This is a genomic window from Thermoflexus sp. (assembly GCF_042408365.1).
In the GTDB taxonomy this organism is placed as follows: Bacteria; Chloroflexota; Anaerolineae; order Thermoflexales; family Thermoflexaceae; genus Thermoflexus.
Genome location: NZ_JBHOQJ010000293.1, coordinates 1 through 16,130, shown reverse-complemented (window position 1 = coordinate 16,130; position 16,130 = coordinate 1). Strand labels below are relative to the sequence as shown.

General features: G+C 62.4%; 9 protein-coding genes and 2 pseudogenes. 7 read left to right on the top strand and 4 right to left on the bottom strand.

The features are described from left to right. Nucleotides 1–16: 16 nt before the first annotated feature. The 6 genes and pseudogenes from ACFMO5_RS13495 (at nucleotide 17) to ACFMO5_RS13470 (ending at nucleotide 9,986) form a co-directional block, all read left to right on the top strand. Nucleotides 17–4,717, top strand: a complete 4,701-nt coding sequence (locus tag ACFMO5_RS13495; RefSeq protein WP_376793269.1) for a DEAD/DEAH box helicase — start codon at nucleotides 17–19, stop codon at nucleotides 4,715–4,717. Nucleotides 4,718–4,727: 10 nt separating this feature from the next. Further along, nucleotides 4,728–4,938, top strand: a pseudogene (locus ACFMO5_RS13490) (hypothetical protein); the annotation flags it as partial. A 375-nt stretch (nucleotides 4,939–5,313) separates the two neighbouring features. After that, nucleotides 5,314–6,093, top strand: a complete 780-nt coding sequence (locus ACFMO5_RS13485) for a helix-turn-helix domain-containing protein (protein WP_376793268.1) — start codon at nucleotides 5,314–5,316, stop codon at nucleotides 6,091–6,093. 227 nt (nucleotides 6,094–6,320) lie between these two features. Then, nucleotides 6,321–7,685: an aspartate aminotransferase family protein gene (locus ACFMO5_RS13480; protein ID WP_376793267.1), complete on the top strand. Its 1,365-nt coding sequence runs from the start codon at nucleotides 6,321–6,323 to the stop codon at nucleotides 7,683–7,685. A gap of 122 nt (nucleotides 7,686–7,807) precedes the next feature. Then, complete coding sequence (locus ACFMO5_RS13475; RefSeq protein ID WP_376793266.1) at nucleotides 7,808–8,686, top strand: thermonuclease family protein; 879 nt, start codon at nucleotides 7,808–7,810, stop codon at nucleotides 8,684–8,686. Between the two features lie 1,201 nt (nucleotides 8,687–9,887). Continuing rightward, nucleotides 9,888–9,986, top strand: coding sequence for a hypothetical protein (locus ACFMO5_RS13470; RefSeq protein WP_376793276.1), 99 nt, complete (start codon nucleotides 9,888–9,890; stop codon nucleotides 9,984–9,986). Between the two features lie 255 nt (nucleotides 9,987–10,241). On the opposite strand, the gene ACFMO5_RS13465 is transcribed toward ACFMO5_RS13470, so the two are convergent. From ACFMO5_RS13465 to ACFMO5_RS13455, 3 genes are all read right to left on the bottom strand, one after another. Beyond that, a complete protein-coding gene (locus ACFMO5_RS13465) occupies nucleotides 10,242–10,541 on the bottom strand; it encodes a hypothetical protein (protein WP_376793265.1) in 300 nt (99 codons plus the stop codon). A gap of 24 nt (nucleotides 10,542–10,565) precedes the next feature. Then, nucleotides 10,566–11,045 carry a hypothetical protein gene (locus ACFMO5_RS13460; RefSeq protein ID WP_376793264.1) on the bottom strand — a complete coding sequence of 160 codons (480 nt, stop codon included), beginning with the start codon at nucleotides 11,043–11,045 and terminating at the stop codon, nucleotides 10,566–10,568. A 622-nt stretch (nucleotides 11,046–11,667) separates the two neighbouring features. Further along, a complete protein-coding gene (locus ACFMO5_RS13455; protein WP_376793263.1) occupies nucleotides 11,668–12,813 on the bottom strand; it encodes a hypothetical protein in 1,146 nt (381 codons plus the stop codon). Between the two features lie 958 nt (nucleotides 12,814–13,771). Between ACFMO5_RS13455 and ACFMO5_RS13450 the strand changes: the two genes are divergently transcribed. Beyond that, nucleotides 13,772–14,866: a WD40 repeat domain-containing protein gene (locus tag ACFMO5_RS13450; protein WP_376793262.1), complete on the top strand. Its 1,095-nt coding sequence runs from the start codon at nucleotides 13,772–13,774 to the stop codon at nucleotides 14,864–14,866. 518 nt (nucleotides 14,867–15,384) lie between these two features. Here ACFMO5_RS13450 and ACFMO5_RS13445 read toward each other — a convergent pair. After that, nucleotides 15,385–16,130: pseudogene (locus tag ACFMO5_RS13445) on the bottom strand (hypothetical protein); the annotation flags it as partial.

Genomic DNA, 16,130 nt, shown 5'->3' with positions numbered 1-16,130 from the left:
TGGAGGTAAGTATTATATGGACTTGATAGAACTCTCTGGACAAGTAGAGGAACGATACCGACGCTATCTCAAGACCACCTTCTACTTCAAAGACCCGGAACTCCGTAGGTCTTTTGAACAGGCCTTGGATGAAGGGCGTCTGAGCAAAGGACCCTACCTTGAAGCCACGCCGGTGTTCAAACGAGGCCAGCCGCCATCCGCCTTGTTTCAGAGCCTTCTTGGATTCCAACCTGATGAAGGTTTTCTGAAAGCAGTGCAAGGAGACAGACCTCTCTATCAACACCAGGAAGAAGCGATCCGGAAAGTGTTCGAGGGCCGCAACATCGTTGTGGCGACGGGTACAGGGAGCGGGAAAACCGAGGCTTTTCTATACCCGATCTTGCTTCACCTATATCAGGAGTTTCGGAAGGGGCAATTAGGACCTGGCGTACGTGCGCTAATTCTCTATCCGATGAATGCCCTGGCAAACGACCAGCGAGAACGCTTAGGGGAAATCTGCAAGCGGCTCAAGGAGTCGAAGTCTCCTTTCCGACTCACCTTCGGCCAGTATATCGGCGAGACGCCTGAGGACGAGAACGACTCCCAGCGACATGCACGGGACCACCTCGAGGAACGGAACCAGCAGGGCTACTCGATCGTCGAAAACGGGGATGTGGTGCATGGAGAACTGGTTCTCCGCTCTGAAATGCGCCGCACACCGCCCCACATCCTCCTGACCAACTACTCGATGCTGGAATATCTGTTGCTCCGGCCTGACGATAGCCCCCTCTTTGACCATGGGCGCGCTCGGTGGTGGACGTTCCTGGTGTTGGACGAAGCCCATCAATACCGAGGCTCGCGCGGCATCGAGATGGCGATGCTCTTACGGCGCCTTAAACAAAGGCTGCGGGAAGGCGGTCGTTCAGAGCCGTTCCGCTGTATCGCCACCAGCGCTACACTCGTCGGTGGGGAAGATGACAAAGCGGATGTTGCCAGGTTCGCATCTGACCTGTTTGGTGAAGAATTCCATGAGGAGGATGTGATCCTTGGAGAGACGGTTCCTGTCCCCGAACCCGGTGTGGAGAGATTCACCCGTGAAGATTATCAGTTGCTCAAGGAGGTTCTGCGGGGGCAGAGCGCACAAAACAGGAACCGACTTGATGAGCTGGCAAGAAGGATAGGCGTGGTGCTTCCTGGCGATGAGGAGTTGACAAAAACGGTCGGCCGGCTCCTTCAGCAGGATAGCCGGGCAGCTACTCTTCGCCGCCTGATTACAGGAAGCCCTATCGAAGTTCGGCAAATCGCCGACCAGGTCTTCCAGGACCTGCCAGAAGAGGAACGGGTACCTACTCTGGCCGATTTGGTTGAACTTCTTTTGCAAGCGAAGGACCCCTCATCTGGCGCTCCGCTCTTGCCCGCCCGATATCATCTGTTCCTGCGCTCTCTAGAGGGTGCTTTTGTATCCTACTGGCCTGAGAAGAAAGTGTTCCTTGATCGGAAATCGCTCACGGGTGAAGGTGCTGCTTTCGAAGTGGCGTTGTGTCGGGAGTGCGGTCAGCATTACTTTGTGGCTCAAAAGAATTTCAACGGCGGGAAAATCCGAGAGGCGATTCGAGATCCAAACGATGTCAACTTTGGAGCAACATTCCTTCGACCGATAGAAAGGGACGAGGAGGCAAGCGCGGATGACGAAGATGGAGGTATCCAAGGCAAGACCGTATTTTACCTTTGCGTTCAATGTGGCGAAGCGCAGCGGAGTAGTCCGACATGTGGGCACAACAATTTTATCCGGGTCGTCAAAGAGGACGCCCCAGCGGATGAGGATCGCGCGGACCAACTCACAAAATGCGGCGCCTGTGGATACACAGCCGCCGGTCGTGACCCTGTGCGAGAAGTCGTCCATGGTACGGACGGTCCCCACGCCGTTATTGTCACAACTCTCCACCAAAGCCTTCCGGAAAAACGCAGGAAGGTGCTTGCTTTTGCCGATGGGCGGCAGGAGGCCGCATTTTTCGCTTGGTATCTCGAGGATTCATATAAAGCCATCCTGAACCGCAACTTGCTCCTCCGAGTGGTTCAACGGTTGAGCTCCCATTCGTCGGAAGGCTTATCTTTACGGGAACTGGCAGCAGAGCTCCGGTCTACTTTTCGAGAAAGACGGATCCTCCCACCGGCTACAGGAGACCTGGAATTACGGCGCGAAGCTTGGCTCAGTTTGTACCGTGAATTCCTCACGGACGAGCCGAGGATTTCTCTGGAAGGGGTGGGTCTGATTCGATGGAGCATCAAGTGGCCTGATTGGTTCAAGACCCCAGAGGTCTTGATGAAGGAGCCCTGGTCGCTCAGCGAGCAAGAGGCCCGTGATCTGGTATTGCTTCTTTTAGACACAATGCGAGCCGATCGAGCAGTCGAACTGCGGGCGGAACCAGGGGTCTCCCTGAACTGGAACGACCTCAACCTCCAAGCCTCACAAACGTGTTTCCGAATCGGCGATCCCAAAGGGAAGAAAGGTGTGCGGAGCTGGGATGGTAAACAGGGAAAGCGTGCCCGTTTCCTGGCTAAACTGCTTATGAGGATAAGAAACGAGCTTTCAGAGGCGGAAGCCGTCAACGAAGCCGTGAATGTCCTAAGAGCCGTATGGGAGAGCATAAGGCAGTGTGACGAAAATGCTCCTTCTTCCTATGACCGTCTGCTCCTCTCTATAGAGGACGCGCGGCGATTGAATCCGGACTGGTGGCGACTGCATCCCATCGCTCATAACGACACAATCTTTCAGTGTGATACCTGTGGCCGCCTCCAGGCCATCTCGGTTCGCGGTGTCTGCCCAAGACATCGCTGCCCAGGCACACTCAAGCCCGTACAAGTGGGCAACCTCGAGCCCAACCACTACCGCTCCCTCTACGAAGAGGATTTGCCCGGAGTGCTACGTGTGGAAGAGCACACCGCACAACTCGACAAAGAAAAAGCCCGGGAGTTTCAGAGGGAGTTTCGAGACGGCAAGATTCATGTTTTAAGCTGTTCGACAACCTTTGAATTGGGTGTGGACTTAGGCGACCTCGACATCATCTTTCTTCGCAACGTTCCCCCGGAAGCGTTCAATTACGCGCAACGAGTGGGGCGGGCTGGGCGCCGAAGCGGTTACCCGGGATTTGCTATCACTTATTGTCGTCGTAACCCCCATGATCTTTATCACTTCTCCGAGCCGGAGCGGATGCTCACCGGGAAGGTTCGCCCCCCTGTCCTGAGTCTTCGGAATGCTAAGATCATCACCCGCCACATCACAGCAGTGGCTCTATCCCGCTTCTTCCGCGCCTTTCCAGAGAGATTCAAAACCGTGGAAAGCCTCTTTAAAGACCTGGAGCATCCATCTGGCGTGGCTGATTTCAAAACCTTTCTCTATGAACATCGGGTTGAACTCGAAGAATCTTTGCGCGCGGTTGTTCCGACCGCTATGATAACCCCACTTGGATTAGACAACGGGACCTGGATAGATCTGATCGCTGGTGATGAAACTCGGTTCGCCCTTGCTGAAGCTGAAGTCTCAAGCGACTACCGCACAGTAATACAGTTTGAGAAAGATGCTCGAGATCAAAGAAGATATCAAGACGCAGAGTGGGCACGAAAACGTGCAGAAACAATCAGATCTGAAGAGGTGCTCTCGTTTCTTTCCCGCAAGGCCGTGATCCCGAAGTATGGTTTCCCCGTGGATGTGGTGGAACTGGATACCCAAAGAACGCAACAAAACCAAGAGGCGTTTGAGGTCCTACTCCAAAGAGACCTCAGCATTGCTATTGCCGAGTTCGCTCCTACCAGCAAACTGGTGGCGAACAAGAAAGTATGGACTTCCTACGGGCTCAAGAGGGTGGCCGAGAAGGAGTGGCCACGAAAGTTTTACAAGAGATGTCCTAAGCATAACGTCTTTTATCAATGGGAACCGGGGCAGCCAGAGCCACCTACCCCATGTGGTGATCGATTACCGGTATCTCAGTACGTTATTCCCAGTTTTGGGTTCGTGACCGATCGTAATAAGCCCAGGCCGCCACGATCTCGGACTGCCAGGGTATTTACGACGCGTCCATATTTTGCAGGTTCGCTCGGGCCCGAGCCGGACATAATCCTCATGCCTCCGAGTTCTCCCATGATCACAATGAGGAAAGCATCTCCCGGCGTGATGGTCGTGTTATGTGAGGGCCGACGCAGAGAAGGATTCTATATCTGCGGGGGATGTGGCGCTGGGTTCAGGAAACCTGAAAGACCCCATAAGACTCCTTATGGTCAGGATTGTCGCGGAACGCTTGAACAGATCTCTCTGGGGCATGAATTTGTGACCGACGTGCTGCAGCTTCAATTTCATCCCAAGCCTGGGGAAGAGATTGACCCCGTTTGGTTCTCATACTCGCTCGCTTACGCTTTGGTAGAAGGGGCTGCAGAGGTGTTAGAGGTGCCTTCCACCGACATTAACGCGACAGTTGCTTACAGTCAAAGCCCTGTACCCCCCATCATTCTTTACGACAACGTACCAGGAGGAGCGGGCCTTGTTGCCCATCTGGAGAGAGAAGAGGTGCTGAAGGCTTGCTTGGAAGCTGCGCGCAAAAGGGTAAGCGGGAACTGTGGCTGTGAAGAAAACACGAGCTGTTATGGGTGCCTGAGAAGCTACAGAAACCAATTTGCCCATCAATACCTGCAACGAGGTCCAGTAATGGGCTATCTGGAAACACTGCTTTCGAAATGGCAGTGATTCCCAGTAACCCAATGACGACAGCCGCTCGCGGGGTGTGGTCCAATGGGGCCCGAAGAGCGATGCGGCCTTCTGCCGTCGCATCTTGAAGGAGCTGGACAATAAGCGGAACATCCTGGTGATCAACGACGAGGTCCACCACGCCGACCGCCCCGCCGGCCGAGGAGGTGCGGGCCCGGCTTTCCCAGGAGGAGATCGCGGAGCGGGAGGCGGCGACCGTGGGGCCTTCATCCCCACATATTTCCGGCTGTGGAAGCACAGCAACCGGCAACTCCCCGCTCCGAACGGCAGACGATCCGCTACAAGTGGGAGGGATGCGGCGCGAATACCATCCGGATTGCCTGATCCGCTGGCGGATGCCGGAGGGGGGCGAGGTGACGATCATCCTGGAGATCAGCGGAAGGCGGCCTCCCTGTGAATGGTGAATAAAGAGAGCGTGGCGCCGCGGAGACTGGTAACGTTATCAGCTGCCAACGGCGTTTGGGGCGGATGGGAGGATTCGATCCGGCTTCCGTCGACTCTCAGCACAGTCCCAGCCGCAGCCTTAGCAGGTGGTGGAAGCCGGATTGGTCCATATGTAACAACAGGAGGCCCCGATGGACTTGGAGGCCCGTTGGAAGGATTTCCAGACGGCGGTGGCCACGCGGGGGCTGCGGATCTATCCCGGCTTGCCCCGCGGCTCGGACCAAGGGGTGTTCTGGCAGGGGGACCCGGAAGGCTTTGAGGATTTCCTGGACCTGGCCCAAGCGGTCGGGGCGCAGGTAGTCTACGCGCTGGCGGAGCGCTGGGATCCGGAAGGTTTCCTGGAGGATCTGGTGGGGAGGCCGCTCCCGGAGGATCTCCAGCCCCAGATGAACGCCCTGGAGGCCGAGGCCCGGGCGCGGGCCGGGGAGCTAAGCGGGTTCATCGCCGCCTGGATCCACGAAGGCCAGGTTCACGTTTACATGGCGGAGGCGGCCTGGGCCGCTGATTTACGAGAGCGAAAAGAGGTTCTGTTGGAGACGTTGGAGAGCCTGGCGGAAGCGGAGAAGGTGGAGGAAGCGGAGGCCTTGGAGGCCATCGCCCGAAAGCTGGCGGAAAACCGCGAGTTCCAACAGGCGCGGAGCTATGAGACGCGGATCCGTATCACCCAGCGGCTGTTCCCGGAGCTTCGGGAGCGCTGGCTGGACCACGGCCAATGGTGGGAGTTGGTGCGGGAAGCGCGGGCCATTTATGAGGCGGAGATCCTCCCCCGCCAGGAGCAGAGGATGGCGGAGGAGGCGGCCCGGCTCCTGGCCTCGGGGCTTTCGAAGACGGAGGCGGCCGCACGGCTGGGGATCTCTAGGGAACGGCTGGACCGGCTGTTGCAACGTTACGCGGGAGAGGTAAACGGGTAGCTCTCCCGAGTCGTTCTCAGGAAGAACCGGAATGAGGTGGTGAGGAGATCCAACGGGAGATTGGGGCACCCCATGGGATCTTTGGGATCGCGCGGGATCGGCGCTGCGGTGGAACAGATCCTGGCGAGCTCGGTCCGCAGGCATCCGATCGTTAAGCGGAAGGCAGCCGGCCATCGAGGTCACTAATGACCACAAGCCACGGAACGGGAGCCGAAAGGGAGGGGCCCATGAGCGACCCGGTGGAGCAGACCTACCTGGCCCGCAACCGGCGGTCGGCCGAGCTTTACGCTCGGGCCTTGAACGTCCTGCCCGGGGGAAACAGCCGCACGACCGTTTTCTTTTCCCCGTACCCCTTCTATGCCGTTCGGGGCGAGGGGTTCCGGGCTTGGGATGCCGACGGGAACGTTCGGGTGGACTTCTTGAACAACTACACGTCCCTTATCTTGGGCCACGCCCACCCGAAGGTGGTGGCGGCCATCGCCGAGGCGGCGGCCCGGGGCGCCTCGTTCGCGGCCCCGACCGAATACGAGATCCAGCTGGCTGAAGAGCTCTGCCGGCGGGTGAGGTCGGTCGAGCGGGTCCGGTTTACGAACTCGGGCACCGAGGCCACGATGCTGGCGATCCGGGCGGCCCGGGCTTACACGGGCCGGCCGAAGATCGCCAAGTTCGAGGGCGGCTACCACGGATCCCACGATTACGCCGCCGTGAGCGTCAGCCCAGACCCCAATCAGGCCGGTCCGGCCGAACGCCCCCGGCCGGTCCCCGACGGCCCCGGCGTCCCTGACGCCGTCCTGGGGACGGTGGTGGTTCTGCCGTACAACGATCTGGAGGCCGTCCGCCGGCTCCTCGAGGTGGAGGGCCAGGAGATCGCGGCCGTCCTGGTCGAGCCCCTGATGGGGGCGGGCGGCGCCATCCCGGCGACGGCCGAGTTCCTCCGGGGGCTGCGGGAACTGACCCGGCAGTATGGGATCGTCTTGATCTTCGATGAGGTGATCGCCTTCCGGCTGGCTTACGGCGGGGCCCAGGCGTACTTCGGGGTGGAGGCCGATCTGACGACCTTCGGCAAGATCATCGGTGGGGGCCTGCCGATCGGCGCCCTGGGCGGGCGGGCCGAGCTCATGGACCTTTTCGACCCCCGCCGGCCGGATCAGATTGGCCACGGCGGCACCTTCAACGCGAACCCGGTGGCCATGGCGGCCGGGCTCGCCACCCTGGCGGAGCTCACCCCGGCAGCCTACGAACACCTGAACCGGCTGGGGGAGCTGGCCCGCCGCCGGCTCCGGCAGGCGTTCGAGCGGCTTGGGATCCCGGCGCAGGTCACCGGGGCCGGGTCGATCTTCGCCGTCCATTTCACGGCCGAGCCGGTGACCGATTACCGGTCGGCCCGGCGGGGCGCCCATCCCCAGCTGCTGCGCCGGCTGCACCTGGGTTTGCTGAATGAGGGAGTCATCATCGCCCCGCGGGGGATGGGCTGCCTCTCCACCCCGATGACCGAGGCGGAGGTGGAGCTCCTCGGCCAGGCGGTCGAGAACGCCCTGGGCTGCGCCGAGCCCGTTTCGGGTTTGGAAGCGAGGCCGGGCGATCCCCTATGAAAGGGGCAATGAACGGCCGCGCCCAGGAGGGAGGGGGATGCCAAGTCGCTGAATCCGGCTTGGCCCATCCATCGCCCACGGACAGATCCCAGGCCCTATGCGCGATGGGATAGAGTGGTCCGATGAGGGCTGTTCACGCCTTGTCCTTCGGGATGGTCCTCGGGTGGTTCGTGGCCTCCGCGTGCGCAGGGGGCGCCACCCCGGCGCCGGCTCTGACCCCTGTCGCTCCAGCATCGCCGACGGTTGCCCCGACGACACCGACCTCCCTCCCGCCCTCGCCCACGCTTCCCCCATCGCCCACGGCCACGACCACGCCGATCCCGACCACGACGCCCACCTCGGCACCGGAGATCCGATCCGATGACCTCCGGGCGATCCCCGGGGCGGCGTGCCTGCCGCCGGGAAGGCCTGCCGTCTCGGCCCGTCTGATCCGGGTGATCGATGGGGACACCATCGACGTGGCCATCGGGGGCCAAACTTTCCGCGTTCGTTACATCGGGGTGAACACCCCGGAGCGGGGCCAGCCCTTCTACACCGAGGCAGCCGAGGCCAACCGGCGCCTGGTGGCGGGGAAGACGCTCCTTTTGGTACCGGACGTTTCGGAGACCGACCGCTACGGGCGGCTTTTGCGCTATGTGATCGCGGGGGAGGTCTTCGTGAACCTGGCGCTGGTGCGGGAGGGGTATGCGGCGGCGATGACCGTCCCGCCGGATGTCTCCTGCGCGGAGGCCTTCCGGGCGGCGGAGGCCGAGGCCCGGGCGGCGGGGCGGGGGCTGTGGGGGCTGCCGACCCCGACGCCCACGGCGGTGGCCCTTCCCACCCCGACGGCGCCTCTGGCGGGTGGGAACTGCCATCCGGCCTATCCGACCGTTTGCATTCCGCCCCCGCCGCCGGACTTAGATTGCGCGGACATCCCCTATCGGAACTTCCTGGTGGATCACCGGTATGGGGATCCCCATGGGTTTGATGGAAACAAGGATGGGATCGGGTGCGAAAAGTAGAGCGAAGGGGATGAAAGCGCTATGGGGGATGCGATCTATGTGTCTGGATCGTTTGGGTGTTGAGGAAATGCGATCACTCGGTTTTCAACGTGATGCAGGAACTATTTAGGGATAAGGAGGCGCCGGGCTAAGGGAGGAAGGGCTTGGAAGGACAATCCGGCCTCTGCGCCAAGTGACTGCATCGAGTTTGACTAAAAGGCCATTCGGGGATATAAACGAGGTAACCTTCCAAAACAAAAAATGCCCTCGGCGGTGGGGTGGCACCGACCGGAGGGCGGATCCCCACGCCGGCGCAGGCGGCGCGGAGATCATCTTGAGCATACCTCAAAGTGCGGCTTCCGCCAAATCCCGGCGGGGGCCGCGTTTGGTTTCCTCATGTTTTAGAAAGGAGAACAATGGGCCTTAGCGGCCTTCTTGGATCGCCCATTTGAGAAGGCTGCCCTCCGGGCAAAATCCGAGCATGTGGGGGGGTGGAGCTTCTTCAGGCGATGCTCGGCGTTCGGGGCGAAGGCACCCCTCAAGAGTGGGGGGCCAGGATCCCCCATCCGGCACTGGTGGGGGGAGAGGGAAACACGAAATCCGAGCATCCCCCCAGGTTTGGGGGCATAGGAATATGCTCGGAAATGCGGTGGGAAACCATTTTGGGGCCTTAAGCGTAAAAGATAGGGGATTAACGGACCAAACAAGGGATAAAGTTTAGGAGATTTTGGCAATTTGTATGAGGATAGGAAGAGTAGCAATGAGAGGAATCCCCTTCGGGGGATTGAAACCGAATTTGGGTTGGAGCGATACCGGCGGCCGGTTATTTGCATTCCTCATTGCCTTCGTTTTTCATCCATCTGCAATCCGCCCACGATGCCGATCCTGCGGAACAAATTCAACGGGCTCCAGATGCCTTAAACCGATGGATGCGGCCGGACGTTCCCCTGGGGGCAAGGATGAAAAACCGGGGCGGTGCGGATCCGCAGTGTCCCCCGCGCCGCCCCTCAGGTTAGGGTGCAGGGTTTTCTGACCGCGCATCCCAAACGTGGGCGCGACGGAGGGCAGCCAGGCCGGCGCGCCAAACAAAAAAAGACAGCCCGCGCGCTCCTCGCGGGCCATCTGGGGGTTTAGGCGGTCACGACCACGACGTTTACTCTCACGTGCTGGGGCACACCTTCGCCACGAGGCTGCTACGAGAGGCGGGGCCGATTTGGTCACGGTGGCGGAGCTTCTGGGGCACGCGTCGCTCAACACCACCGCCCGCTACACGCGGCCATCGGAGGAAGATTTGGAGGCGGCCGTGGAGCGGTTAGGGTAAGTAGATCGGATGGCTTCCGGGGCCGGCCCATCCAGAAGAACGCGGATGAATGTGCCCAGCAGGTCCTGCAAGCGCTTCGCTCCGAGATCTGTCGTCCGATGGTGGGAGACTTTTCAGGGATTGGGAGGGGTGGGAAGCATCGTTCTCGCCGGCGTCCGTCTAATGGAGCTGTGTCTTCTTTGCCATATCCCGTTGGCCGCTTTCAGTTCGTTTTTCGGACGCGGCGCGTCTCCACCCCCCTATCCGCTGCGGCCCTCACTGGCTCAAGGATGTTCCCCGTGTCCCACTTCTTGATACGAAACGCTCCAGGAACCGGAGGCTTTCCTGCTCGCCGTGGATCTTGCCGCGCTTATCCAGCCAGAAGATGTGCAGGCCCAGGCTGCGTAGAAATGTGATGTGATCGGGAACCACCGGGGGCTGGTTCAAGACGATGCCCTTGTGAATCCGTTTCCCCTCGCCGATGTAATGGGATACCTCGAAATAGCTATAGTAGGCCAGTTGGCCTATGGCTTTGAGCAGCTGCTCCCGCTCGTTACCCCTGTTAATCACTTTCATTCCCAACAAAAGGACCTCGCCCGCTCACTGGGTTAGCAAGTCGAAGTTATGTTCGTAGCACTTCAGCCCACGCTGTTTCAGAAATTTGGCGAACTCGACTACCAACTTTTCGTGTTTCAGCGTGCGCTCGCGGATCACTTCAGGGTGGACTTCCACACCGGTGTCTTTTCGCCTTTTCCTGCGCTTTTTGGCCGCTGGGTCGATTTCGCGCCACAGGGGGGTGGGGCGAGGTCCGGGAGGCGGCTGTTTCCGTCGTAAAGAAAGTAGCTTTTCAGCGATTCGGTCGGGGACCTGGATCGAAGCGTATCCCCAGAAGTTTTGGTAAGGAGGCGCCCACTCGTCCCGGGATATGTGCTGGCGGATCTCAGCTAAGGAAATCGGTGGCTCAAAGGAGCGGACATACTCGAACCCACAAATATACCGCCATTCAGGATCAGGCTCAGCGTCAGTAGTTGCTCGCCATTCATATTTGATGCCAACACCGCCGGTCACATACACCAGCAAGCGATCGCCACGGCGTGTGGTCTTGCTACAGCTCCACCGGATATCGGCACCGGTCCGGACCTTTTCGACGCTAGGCTCAGGATATGCGATGAAGAGGTACGTAGCTATCTCCTCCCTCCTTTATCTTCCTCCTTTGCAAGGCCGTGGTCGGATGAGTTACGAATGTCCCGGGCTGGATTTGAAATGCAGGCGTCCCGACAAGCCGGGACATCGAGGACGAAACCGTGGGGGCCATTAAACCGCTCACTTTTATGCTTCGCCACGCCCCCCACCGCTTCGACCAGGCCAACCAGCGCTCCCTTTGGGGACGGTACTCCGCCACCGATCGCACCTTTAACAGATCCTGAACGTCCTCCATCGCATTCCACTCCATGCACGTACTCGCATGAGTCGGGAAAGGCCATCGGAAGCGAGTCGGCCAAGACTGGTTCTCCACGTCCTGGATGCCTCTGAGAATTAAGTCCGTGGAGGGCTGGCGGGAGGACCCAAGCCTGGATCATCCGTTCTGGTGTCGGCGAGGGCGTTGGGGAATCTCGTGGGGGCGAAATCGACATCGCCCAAGGTCTTTGCCTCCTCCCGGGACCGCCGGCCGGCCCCCTCGGCGGCCGCAAGCAGTGTCCCATCATCCGTCCTCCTCCCAATCGGTTGCCGGGCCCGTCGGGGCCTCCGCCTCCGGGGGATAGACCCGCCCGTCAAGGACCCGCCAGACCCGCCCCCGGGCCTCGGCTTCCGCCTCCGCCGTCAGCCAGACACCCGCCACGACGGGGAGGGCCTCGATCCCCAGCTTCCGGAGCACCTCAGCCGACCGGAGCGCCCGCCGGACGTCCCCCGGCCCGATCCCGTGGGAGACCTCCACCGCCAGCCACGTCTCCCTCCCCTCCCGCCGCCCCCGCAGGAGGAGGTCGGTCCGGCGAAGCCGGTCCTCCTCCGGAGGCTCCAGGGCGTGGCCTTCCAGGAGGTCCTCGAGTTCGACGGCCTCAACCCGCTGGGGCCGCTCGACGATCCGGTGAAAATAGGCGTACGGCCGCTCTCGGTACCTCATCTCGATGAACATCCCCCGATGCTCCCCGACGGCGTCGGCGAGCCGCCCGACCTCCCCCTGGGTCCTCCGCTGGGCCTCGGCCAGCCGCTGGATCTCCTCTGCCAGCTCTGCAAACCGCCGGTCGGCCTCCGCCCGCGCCGCCGCAATCTCCTCCCGGAGCTCAGCGAACCGCTGCTCCGTCTCCACCCGATAGGCCAGAAACTCCTGCCGATGGGCGGCGAACTCCTCGTAGTGCCGTCGCTGGGCTTCGGCGAGCTCTGCAAACCGCCGATCGGCCTCCGCCCGCGCCGCCGCCACTTCTTCCCGAAGCTCCGCAAAGCGCCGCTCCGTCTCCGCCCGGAAGGCTGCGAACTCCTCGTAGTGCCGTCGCTGGGCTTCCGCCAGCTCGGCGAAGCGCCGGTCGGCCTCCGCCCGCGCCGCCGCAATCTCCTCCCGGAGCTCAGCGAACCGCTGCTCCGTCTCCACCCGATAGGCCAGAAACTCCTGCCGATGGGCGGCGAATTCCTCGTAGTGCCGCCGCTGGGCTTCGGTTAGGGCGGCGACCGACTCCGTGAGGGTCTGGAGCGCCTTCTCCACCTTCCCCACCCGGGTGGAGAGCCGCTTCAACGTCTTCGGCGACTCCAACAGATCCTTGGTCAGCATCCGCTGGCGCAATGCCTCCATCCATGCCGGATGCCTGTCCAGAAGGCGAATCAAATCTTCTAAATCCCGAACGGTGAACGCCATCGACGCTGTCTCCAGGGGGGGCTCGAGGGAATTTTACATCATCCCTCCGAAGGGTGTCCACGCCTGCGTAACCTGCGCCGCGACATCGTAGGACGTGGGGGCGGTAGTGAAGCGGTTGGGGTGACGGATGCTCCTGAGGCCGGAAGGAGGGTAGAGGCTCCTCGATGGGGATCGCGGGGCGGGGTGTCCGAAGCGAGGGGGAGTGCCCCAAAGGGGCGAGCGCGGCGCGGTCTGGGACAGACGGCACGTCAGAGGGTGGTCCCTCGGCACCGGAGGTCGGCTGTCGTCCGGCGGCCTACCCAACGGGAGTTCCCTTTGGTATGATGGCTTGTTGGGAAGCTCCTTAGGGGTATAATCGAACTGGCCTTCCAAACACTCGGCGGTGCGGAGGAGACCGACCGGAGGGCGGATCCCCCCGCCGGCGGCGGCGCGGAGATCTCCTGGCGCATACCCCAAAGCGCGGCTCCTGCCCAGTCCCGGCGGGGGCCGTTTTTGTTTTTCGTTCGATCTCCCCTTCCGGCTCCGGAAAGGAGAAGCGATGGGGACCAGGGATTGGAAGGGTTCAGCGTGCCTGATCCCACTCGTTCCCGTTTGATGGGGATCCTCGGATGCCGTTCCCCCGCACCGTCCCATTGGCTCCTTCGGTGACCTTCCAATGTTTTCCCCTCTGATTTCTGAGGACGGATGCCCTGCCGGTCTCCGAATCGGGATCCCTATCCTGGGGTGGACCGGGAGATTCGGGCGGGGGAGGGCCGCGGGGCGTGGGGTGGGTGGGCCGGGCGGATGCGCCCTGCCCCTTTGGGCGGTGGAGGGGTGGGAGGAGGGCTCCGGCCACCGGGCCGAACGGATCGGCGATGCCTAACCGGGCATTCCCGGCGGCCCCGTCGCGGAGGTGACGGCGGCTGCGCTCAGTCCTCAGGGAACGTGTGCGGAAGACCCATGAGGGGAGGGAAGCGCGATGACTGGAGCGGATGAGCGGATCGCGAAGGGCCAGCGGGTTGCTGCGGCAGCGCGCCTGGGGCGCCGTGGGAAGGGCTGGATCGGGCTGGTGGTGGCCCTGATCGCCCTGGCCGTCCTGGCCGGGTGTGGGCGGGGGCAGCCCCCCGCCGGGCCGACGCCGACCCTCCCGTCCACCCCCACGCCCCCGGCGGCCCTCTCCGCCCAGAACCCCGACCGGATCGTGGAGCTGGCCCGCTGGGACACGGGGGGAGAAGTGAAAGAGATCGCCTATTCCCCGGATGGGAAACTCCTGGCTGTCGCCTCCTTCGCGGGCATCTCCCTCTACGACGCGCAAACGCCCAGGGAGGTGCGCGTGATGGAGACCGGGGTCCCGATGCGGAGCGTGGCCTTCTCCCCGGACGGGACGCTTCTGGCCTCGGGCGCAGCGGACACCACCGTGCGGTTGTGGCGGGTTTCCGACGGCGTCCTCCTCCATACGCTGAGGGGACATGAGGGAGGAGTGGGAAGCGTGGCCTTCTCCCCGGACGGCCAGCTTCTGGCTTCGGGCTCGGATGACCAGACCGTGCGGCTGTGGCGGGTTTCCGACGGCGTCCTCCTCCGCACTCTGAAAGGACATACAGGCTATGTGTTGAGCGTGGCCTTCTCCCCGGACGGCCAGCTTCTGGCCTCGGGCGCAGCGGACAACACGGTGCGGCTGTGGCGGGCCAGGGATGGCACGCTCCTTCGCACCTTGGAGGGGCACACCAGCGATGTGTTCGGCGTGGCCTTCTCCCCCGACGGGCAGCTGTTGGCCTCGGGCGCGGGGGACGAGACGGTGCGGCTGTGGCGGGTCGCTGACGGCGCCCTCCTCCGCACCCTCCAGGGGCACACCTACATCGTGGGGAGCGTGGCCTTCTCCCCCGACGGCCAGCTTTTGGCCTCGGGTTCGGAGGACAATACGGTACGGTTGTGGCGGGTCTCGGATGGCGCCCTCCTGAGCACCTTGGAGGGGCACACGAAGGGTGTGGAGAGCGTGGCCTTCTCCCCCGATGGCCTGCGGTTGGCCTCGGGATCGGCGGACGGCACCGTGCGGCTGTGGGGGGTGCGGCCGTAAGCCGAACCCGTTTCGCCGGGTCGGCGGGCGGCGCAGTCTTCGGGATGGCCGGCACGCCCTGGGAGGCGAGGGCTCCGGCCGTTCCCTCCCGCACCGGCGGCAACCGGGGAAGGGCGTCCGGGCGGCAGGTGCGGCCTCGTGGGGCGGGGGTCAGGAGCGCAGGATAATTTCCGGATCCTCCGAGGAGGTCATCCCAATTCGCAGTGACGAGCTTTCGATTCCTGGAATTCCCGTAGGGGGCGGGCTGCTTACGCGGCCCGCCCCCCAAGAAAATTTCAGCTTCGCATGTCCCATCCGCGCGATCGTGCGCCTTCGGCGTCCCAGCTCGCACGGTGTGCAACCTTTGTACGTTTCATGCGAGCCTTCCCCGCCGGATGGAGAGCCTCAGATTGCGCTCCAGGGCAGGCTGCGGCTTACCGCAGAGCACGCAAAGCGCGCAGAGAACACCCGTGAAAGCTCTGCGTCCCTCTGCGCCCTCTGCGGTGAAAACCGAATCCCAGCCGCTGGGGAGAATGCTCTTACTTCACGGTGAAGGGCATGATCATGCCGAGCTCGGCATGGGCCTTGCCGCTGGCCGAATCGGGCACGTTACAAAGCGCCACGTAGTTGCCCGGCTGCAGGTCCAGGACCAGCCAGGCGGACTTGCCCACGCTCAGCGCCTGCATGCCGCCGACCGCCTCGAAGGGCGGCGGGCCAGCGGGCGATTGGAGGAACGCGCCGACGTCGGCCATCGTCTTGCCGGGGGCGAGCTTAAAGATCACCATCTCATGAAGCTGGGGCCCCGCGTTCTTGATCTCCCAGATTTGCTGGCCGGCCTTGACCTCTGCCGGCATCTCAAAGCCGAAGTCCTTGAGGGCCACGCTCCGGACCGCCTGGGGAGCCTGCGCCCCAGCTTGTCCGCTGGCCGCAACGACCTGAAGCGGTTTCACCATCCCTTTGGCCAGATGGGGGACGCCGTCCGCGCTGGGGATAAAGCATAGGATCACGTAATTGCCCGCCTTCAGGTCCAACACCACCTCCTGGCTTTTGCCGGGGTCCAGGACGCTCGGCCCGCCCACAAACTCCAGGAGCGCGATCGCCGCTTGCTCCCCTTGCGCGAACGCGGCTTGCAGGTCGGCCATCGTCTTGCCATCCTGCAGGCGTGCGAGTTGTGCCTGGTGCAACTCCTGGCCATCGTTCTCCAGCCTGACCGAGATCAGGCCCGCGTTCACCTGCGCCGGAGCGTCAAAGGCGTAGTCGGTGGCCTTGATGACGATCCGGGGAA

Excerpts from the sequence above, each read along its gene's own strand:
- ACFMO5_RS13495 (WP_376793269.1), top strand. The coding sequence starts at position 17 with ATGGACTTGATAGAACTCTCTGGACAAGTAGAGGAACGATACCGACGC.
- ACFMO5_RS13485 (WP_376793268.1), top strand. The coding sequence starts at position 5,314 with ATGGACTTGGAGGCCCGTTGGAAGGATTTCCAGACGGCGGTGGCCACG.
- ACFMO5_RS13480 (WP_376793267.1), top strand. The coding sequence starts at position 6,321 with ATGAGCGACCCGGTGGAGCAGACCTACCTGGCCCGCAACCGGCGGTCG.
- ACFMO5_RS13475 (WP_376793266.1), top strand. The coding sequence starts at position 7,808 with ATGAGGGCTGTTCACGCCTTGTCCTTCGGGATGGTCCTCGGGTGGTTC.
- ACFMO5_RS13465 (WP_376793265.1), bottom strand. The coding sequence starts at position 10,541 with ATGAAAGTGATTAACAGGGGTAACGAGCGGGAGCAGCTGCTCAAAGCC.
- ACFMO5_RS13455 (WP_376793263.1), bottom strand. The coding sequence starts at position 12,813 with ATGGCGTTCACCGTTCGGGATTTAGAAGATTTGATTCGCCTTCTGGAC.
- ACFMO5_RS13450 (WP_376793262.1), top strand. The coding sequence starts at position 13,772 with ATGACTGGAGCGGATGAGCGGATCGCGAAGGGCCAGCGGGTTGCTGCG.